We start from the raw sequence: 7,328 nt of genomic DNA, 5'->3' as shown, positions 1-7,328 counted from the left end.
GGCCGTGTCAGTATAGCCGTATACGGCTATACTGACACGGCCTTGGCCTAAAAGTGAGTTTTGGGGTAGCGCCTCACCTTTGCGCGGCTGGCGTACTGAAATCCACCAGCACGGGCAGTTCGGGTATCCCGCCACGCAGCTTGGCGCGCCGCACGATGCTGTGTTGATCGATCAGGTTCTGTGCGTCGCGCTTGCCGCTGGACGTTTTCGGGAACCAATGGAGTGCCACCCGCTCGACCTTGCGCCCGTTCTTGATCGGCGTGAAATCGACATAGAAGGGGCAGAGCTTGTTGATTTCCTCAACGGCGACCTTGAGGCAGTATTTGTTCAGATCGGCAAAGCGTTCGAGCTTGCCTTCGGGGACGTTGAGCAAGCCACGCAGCTCCTCAATCGTGAACTCCTCCTTCTGCTTGTATTCGAGGCCGATACGCCGCTCGATCATCTCATAGAGGCAAAGGGCGTACTTCGACTCGAAGCAATACATCACCTGCGTCTTGAGACGGGCATAGACCTGACTGTTCCGTAGTATCTCGATTAGCTCTTCCGGGATGCGGTAGTGAAGGAAGCCGTCCTTCTCGAGGCTTTCATCGCTGGGACCGAGGAGCTGAACACGGCGCTTGTAGCTCTTGCCGTCCTTGCGGATCGTGACGATCGCGATGGTGCCCATGAGACGCAGCAGCGAGCTTTCCACGCGCTCATTGCCCTGATGCGTCCCTTTCAGTCCCGATTTTGCGATGCGATGGATGATCGGCTCGCCGATGCGCTCCCAGGCGTTGGCGATGAGCAGGTTATAGATACGGCGATCGGCGAGGGTGAGGGGGCTCAGCTCGACAATATCGACCAGCTCGCCGGGTTTGACGATTTCCCCATAGTTGGCGGGATCAAAGGGGTTGCCGCGCCCCTTCTGGGCCAGTGTGCGGAACGACATATCGACCACGGCAGGTTGCGACATAGACTTGACCAACGGTGAGCAAGAGGGACTTATCGCCTCACCTTAAACGCGAAAAGTGAGCCAGGCAAATGATCCGGCTCCCCGATAGAACGGTGAGGGGCTACCCCAAAACTCACCGTCACTCCCGACACTGCCGGCCAGCTACCCCAATGCTCACCGCAACCGGCCCGAACACTCACTTTTACCGGCCCCAAAGCTCACCGCACGCTACCCCGAAACTCACGCGAATCGACCCTAAAGCTCACCGTTAGGCCCGATTTTCCCCAGAAATCCTGGCCTTTCAGCACCCTGAATCTTGAATCAGAAGAATTAGAGAATCTGAATGGCGAAAAGTGAGCTTTAGGGTAGGCCGATCTGTGGATAACCAAGAGAAACAGATAATGAGGAATCGGCCATACGGCCGATACGTTTTTGCCGCGTGCCGGCTACGCCGTCACCAGAGCGGCGCAAGCGCCGCAGGCTATGCGAGAAGAAGAAGGGCGGCCGGGGCCTGATTACACCCCAGAGCCGCACAGAAGCGCTGTGAGAGCGAGAGAAGGGCATTCCGGGACCAAACCGGGTACCGGACGCAGCGCACGCCACCAGCGGCGCTTAAACCGCGATGCCAGCGACGCTTGTGGTGTTCAGTTCGGGTCAGTGTCGACTGTTACCCTCAAACGGTGAGGAACTACCCCAAAACTCACTTTTCACGCCAGGCAGGTGGAGACGTCTGCGCGGTATACGCGTATACAGGGAGGGCAGCGATTAGGCTGGCCTTCTGCGGCAGGATCAATCGGTCGCCGAAAGCACGAATCTGCCCGCAAATTTTATGGATCAGAAGGGCCACCACTGTGGTCGCGCCGACTGGCAAGCGGATTTCGGATGCCTTTCGTGCTTTCGACGACCTTTCAGCCCGGATCGTAGAGGCCGGCAAATTCGCGCTCGGCGTAATAGCGGATTTTGCCGACTACGAGAGGGATCTGGCCCTGCCGCAACAGTAGCAGGCTGTCTGAGTCCATCCGCATTATTTCATCGGGCGTCGCTAGCCGGCGCGACGCAACGTGGCTGCTGGAGCTTTCGGAATATGTGCCGCTGCTGAATACGCTTCCCGGGCCGGACGAGCCAAAAGTGGTGTATTCGATCGTGGTGTCGCCGATCGTCTTCGAGAGCATATCGGCCGTAGCGTGATCGTTGACGCCGAACGTTTGGATCACGCCGGCATTGGACATGAACGTGCCGGCACGTTCGCCATAGGTGGCCTTGAGCTGATGCATGTCCTGGAGGATCGGCCAGAGCTGCATCCCGTAGCCTGCCATCAGACCCATCGCCCGCTCCACCGGCTCCAATCGGCCGAGTGCGGCAAATTCGTCCAGCAGGAATAGCACGGGCTTATCGGGACGGGCAGGGGAGCGCGCCATATCGGTAACGGCCTGCGCAACCAGTAGGCGCAGCCAGCGCGCGTAAGTGTCAAGCCGATCGGGCGGCAGACAGAGGAACACCGTGGCGGGGCGCTCCTTCAAATCGGCAAAACGAAAATCGGACGTGGACGTGCTGTCCACGATACGCGGACTGTCGAGAAAGTGGGTGTGACGCTGAGCCGAAGACAGCACGCCCGCGGCTTCCCGATCGGACTTGCCGAGGTGGCGGTTGGCGGCGCGCGCCACCAGACCGCCGGCGGCCGGACTGTCCGACATGGCATCGAGCAGGGCCGCGAAGCGGGCAGGGGGAAGCGTCAGCAGCTCGCGCAGCGTCGCCAGCGTGCGGCGATCGGCGGGTTCGGTGGTGACGACGTGGAGGATCAGCCCGGCGATCAGCGCCTTGGCTTCCTCATTCCAATGCGCTTCTCCGGCCTGGCCGGGCGCGTCATGGACCAGTGCGTCGGCAAGCGTGCCGGCATCCTCCGCGAGGTCGATCGAGGCGGGATCGAGCCGATCGAGCGGGTTGTAGCGCGCGACCGGCTGACCCGAGACGCCGAACGGATCGAGGCACCACACCTTGCCCTTGGCGGCGCGCGCACGGGCGGTGACGCGCGCGTTCTCGCCCTTGGGATCGATGCAGATCACGGCGCGATCGAGCAGCAGCAGGTTGGGGATGATCGTGCCGACGCCCTTGCCCGACCGGGTAGGGGCCATCGTCAGCAGGTGTGCCGCGCCGCCATAGTGCAGCAGCTTGTTGGTCTTGCCCGAACGGCCGATGATGAGATCGCCCGCGCCTTCAAGCTTCGCCAGATCGCGCCGATCGCCGAACCGGGCCGAGCCGAACAGGGTGTTACCGCGGTTGCCGCCGCGGCGATTGAACTTCCAGATCGCGAACAGCGTCAGGCCCGTCAGCAGGAACGGCACATCGGTCGCGATTTCACCGACGCCGAAGATCCCTTTGAGCCAGGAATTGCTCGCCATCAGCACCACGAAGCCGATGAACAGCGCCGCTAGCGGTCCGATGCGCGCTGGCATCAGCAGCTCGCACCGGCAGGCGTGATCGCCAGCGCCGGATCGGCGTCGGGATGGCCGAGCAGTTTAAGGAGTATTTGCGTGGCGAGGGGAGGGGGCACGCATTCGTCGCGCAGCATGTCGAACAGCGCGTCATCCTCAGCAGACAGCGCCATGTTTTCGATCGCGAGGTTGGCCCGGGAATCCTCGTCGTCCTCGCGCCACATCGCGGCGTCGGTCAGGGTGCCCCGCACATAGTCGAGCGCGCGAACTTCGGCGCGGATTGCTTCAATGTTCAACCCGGTCATTCAACCTTCTCCGCTTCCGCGTCGAACGCCCGTCTGCCGCGGCGCTTCCACAACGCCAGCGTATCACCGGCATCATCGCCGCGCGCGCGTCCGGCGATATCAAGCAGCGCGCCGTAGAGCGTGGCGCGATCGTCATCCGTCAGTTCGACAAGCCCGGCTTTCTGGACCAGCCCGCCCAGCTCAATCAGATGGCGTGTTCTTGTCCGACGTTGCACGACCCAGACCCTGCTATCCGTTCGCCGCTCCGCCGCTTCCGCCCGCAGCATCGCCGCCCGGTTCAGCCGCAGCGCCCGATCCGTCGATTGCAGCAGCGCCGCCACCTTTGCGCCCACGCCGTTGAAAGAAGGCCGCGCCCTTCGCGCGCCATGCCTCCTTCGCACCCGCATCCTTCGATCCGATCGCGTCGAGCAATACGCCGGCGAGGGTTTCTGCATCGAGCGCGTCGGCTCCGGTCGCGGTGACAAGCTGGCCAAGCTGTTCGACCCGCTTCGCCTTGAGTGCGCGAGTCTTGTCACCCAGCGCCTTCAACTCGGCATCGTAATCGCGAACCTTCCGCATCGCCTTCACCTTTCCGCGTATCGGTCAGCAGCATCCTAGCGCGTCCGGCACATGGGTAAAGCCGGAACGAACAGAAAGCAGCATCAAGTCAGTCAGGAGATGCGCAGCAGATCGTGAGTGCGCGCTTATACGTCGTTGCCGACGTGCGCTAAGTAAGGCAGTGTACGAAGCGTCATGGCGATCTACCATTTCTCCGCCAAGATCGTAAGCCGCGCGAACGGATCGAGCGCCGTCGCGAGTGCTGCCTATCGTTCGGCATCCGAGCTGCACGACGACCGGCTCGGACGCGATCATGATTTCAGCAACAAGGCCGGCGTCATCTATTCCGAAGTGATGTTGCCGGAGGGCGCGCCGGAACGTTTAAACGACCGCTCGACTTTGTGGAACGAGGTGGAGGCAGGGGAGAAGCGCAAGGACGCGCAGCTTGCCCGTGAGGTGGAGTTCTCGATTCCGCGCGAGATGAACGAGAAGCAGGGCGTCCAGCTCGCGCGGGATTTCGTGAAGAGGCAGTTTGTCGATCGCGGGATGGTCGCGGACCTGAACGTGCATTGGGACAAGGCGAAGGACGGCACCCCCAAGCCGCACGCGCATGTGATGATGACCATGCGCGACGTAGGCCCGGAGGGGTTTGGCAGGAAGAACCGCGACTGGAACGGCACCGAGCTGTTGAAGGAGTGGCGCGAGGCGTGGGCGGCGCACGTCAACGAGCGCATGGCCGAGCTGGGGCTGGAGGGGCGGATCGATCACCGTTCCTACGAGGCGCAGGGGATCGGGTTGGAGCCGCAGCACAAGATCGGCCCCGCAGCGTCCCGGCGACCGGAGCAGGGGCTTGAGGCCGAGCGGATCGAGGATCACACGCGCATCGCCCGCGAAAACGGCGAGAAGATCATCGCCGATCCGGGAATTGCGCTGGACGCTATCACGCGCAGCCAGGCGACGTTCACCACCCGCGACCTTGCAACGTTCGCGTTTCGGCATAGCGACGGCAAGGATCAGTTCGACCAGGTGATGGGCGCGGTGCGTGGCAGCTCCGAGCTGGTAGCATTGGGGAAGGACGGGCGCGACCAGGAGCGGTTCACGTCCCGCGACATGATCGCGACGGAAGCCCGGCTTGAGCGGGCCGGCGACGAGCTGGCGGGTCGCGCCGGGCATGGCGTCGGCGATCGGCACCGTGACGCCGCGATCGACGCGGCCAGCGCCAAGGGGCTTGTCCTTTCGGCCGAGCAGCGCGACGCCTTCGATCATGTCACCGGCAGCGCCGGGCTGGCGTCCGTCGTCGGCTACGCCGGCAGCGGCAAGTCGGCGATGCTCGGCGTCGCGCGCGAGGCGTGGGAGCGGGAGGGCTACACGGTGCGCGGCGCAGCCTTGTCCGGCATCGCGGCGGAGAACCTTGAGGGCGGGTCCGGCATCACGTCGCGGACGATCGCCAGCCTCGAACACGCATGGGGCCAGGGGCGCGAGCAGCTAGGCCCCAGGGACGTGCTGGTCCTGGACGAGGCCGGTATGATCGGCACGCGCCAGATGGAGCGCGTGCTTGGCCAAGCCCGCGACGCCGGTGCCAAGGTCGTCATGGTAGGCGACCCCGAGCAGTTGCAGGCGATCGAGGCCGGCGCGGCGTTCCGCAGTGTCACCGAGCGGCACGGCGCGGCCGAGATTACCGAGATCAGGCGGCAGCGTGAGGACTGGCAGCGCGACGCGACGCGCGCGCTCGCGACGGGGCGCACCGGCGAGGCGATCCATGCCTATGATGCCAAGGGCATGGTCCACGCGGCCGACACGCGTGAGCAGGCGCGGGGCGAGCTGGTGGACGGTTGGGATCGCGCGCGGCAGGTCGAGCCGGACAAATCCCGCGTCATCCTCACCCACACCAACGCCGAGGTCCGCGAGCTGAACGAGGAGGCGCGCGGGCGACTTCGCGCGACCGGCGACCTTGGCGGCGACGTGACGTTCAGCGCCGATCGGGGCGCGCGCCAGTTCGCGAGCGGCGACCGCCTGATGTTCCTGCGGAACGAGCGGTCGCTGGGGGTGAAGAACGGCACGCTCGGCACGATCGAGCAGGTGACGCCGGAGGGCATGACCGTCCGGCTGGACGGGGGGCGTCAGGTCGCGTTCGACGCAAAGGACTATGCCCATGTCGATCATGGCTACGCTGCCACATTCCACAAATCGCAGGGCGTGACGGTCGATCGCGCGCACATCCTCGCTACCCCCGGCATGGACCGGCACAGCGCCTATGTCGGCATGTCGCGGCATCGCGACGATGTGCAGCTCCATTATGGCCGCGACGACTTCGCCGATCAGCGTCAGCTCGTCCGGGCCCTGTCGCGCGACCGCGGCAAGGACATGGCCGGCGACTATGCGCCGACACGTGGCGAGCAGGACCATGCCCGCGCGTTCGCCGATCGGCGCGAGATCCGGTTCCCGGAACTCGCGCGCCAAGTGGTCGAGAAGGTGCGCGACAAGGCGCGGGGCATGTTCGCGGGGTTCAAACCGAAGCCCGCGATGGAAAAGGCACCGGCAACCGAAAGGGGCGGGGCGGCGATCGGTAACGACCGTCCCGACCAGGCCAGGGCGATCGGACACTATGCCCGTGCCGCCGGCGATATCGCCCGGCAGACGGCTAGGGACTTGCCCGTGCTGCCCTATCAGGAAGACGCGCTGCGCAAGGCGGGCGCAGCGCTGGACGCCGTCCGGCCCGATGCCGCGCGTGATCTCGCCGCGGCGATCCGTCGCGATCCGTCGCTGATCGAGCAGGCATCGGGCGGCAACACGGGCGGTGCGGCGCGCGCGATGGCCGAGGAGCAGCGTATCCGGCTTGATCCGGACGCGCGTGCCGATCGGTTCGTGACGGGCTGGCAGGCGATGCAGCGCCAGCGTGCCGGCCTGGAACGGGCCGGCGACCATGAAGGTGCGGAGAAGACGCGCGGGCGCATGGCGCAGGCGGCGGGCGGGCTTGCCCGCGATCCGCAACTTGAGTCCGCGCTGCGCCGTCGTGCGCCCGAGCTGGAAATCAGGATCGAGCGTGAGCGGTCGATCGGCGATGCGCTGGCGCGATCGATCGGGCCGGCGCTCGACCGTGACAGGGGCATGAGCCGCTAGAGT

Annotated in this window: 6 protein-coding genes; 1 reads left to right on the top strand and 5 read right to left on the bottom strand. The window is 64.9% G+C overall.

All coding sequences use genetic code 11. The features are described 5' to 3' along the window. Window positions 1–73 precede the first annotated feature (73 nt). The 5 genes from FHS97_RS16625 to FHS97_RS16605 all read right to left on the bottom strand — a co-directional run bounded on the left by FHS97_RS16625 (window position 74) and on the right by FHS97_RS16605 (window position 4,226). Entirely contained in the window at window positions 74–952 is an 879-nt protein-coding gene (locus FHS97_RS16625; protein WP_088368471.1) for a replication initiation protein, read from the bottom strand. Window positions 953–1,839: 887 nt separating this feature from the next. Next, on the bottom strand, window positions 1,840–3,384 hold the full coding sequence (locus tag FHS97_RS16620; protein ID WP_184040700.1) for a type IV secretory system conjugative DNA transfer family protein: 1,545 nt from the start codon (window positions 3,382–3,384) through the stop codon (window positions 1,840–1,842). Further along, entirely contained in the window at window positions 3,384–3,668 is a 285-nt protein-coding gene (locus FHS97_RS16615) for a hypothetical protein (RefSeq protein WP_184040697.1), read from the bottom strand. The genes FHS97_RS16620 and FHS97_RS16615 overlap by 1 nt, the downstream gene beginning before the upstream one ends. Further along, entirely contained in the window at window positions 3,665–3,883 is a 219-nt protein-coding gene (locus FHS97_RS16610; protein WP_184040733.1) for a conjugal transfer protein TraD, read from the bottom strand. Before FHS97_RS16610 ends, FHS97_RS16615 begins: the two co-directional genes overlap by 4 nt. Before the next feature lie 13 nt (window positions 3,884–3,896). Further along, window positions 3,897–4,226, bottom strand: coding sequence for a conjugal transfer protein TraD (locus tag FHS97_RS16605; RefSeq protein WP_184040694.1), 330 nt, complete (start codon window positions 4,224–4,226; stop codon window positions 3,897–3,899). A gap of 174 nt (window positions 4,227–4,400) precedes the next feature. On the opposite strand from FHS97_RS16605, the gene traA reads away from it, so the two are divergent. Further along, window positions 4,401–7,325, top strand: a complete 2,925-nt coding sequence (gene traA, locus FHS97_RS16600) for a Ti-type conjugative transfer relaxase TraA (RefSeq protein ID WP_184040691.1) — start codon at window positions 4,401–4,403, stop codon at window positions 7,323–7,325. Window positions 7,326–7,328: the final 3 nt, after the last annotated feature.

The sequence above is a fragment of the Sphingomonas endophytica genome, assembly GCF_014199415.1.
In the GTDB taxonomy this organism is placed as follows: Bacteria; Pseudomonadota; Alphaproteobacteria; order Sphingomonadales; family Sphingomonadaceae; genus Sphingomonas; species Sphingomonas endophytica.
This window is presented reverse-complemented; position numbering and strand designations above follow the sequence as displayed.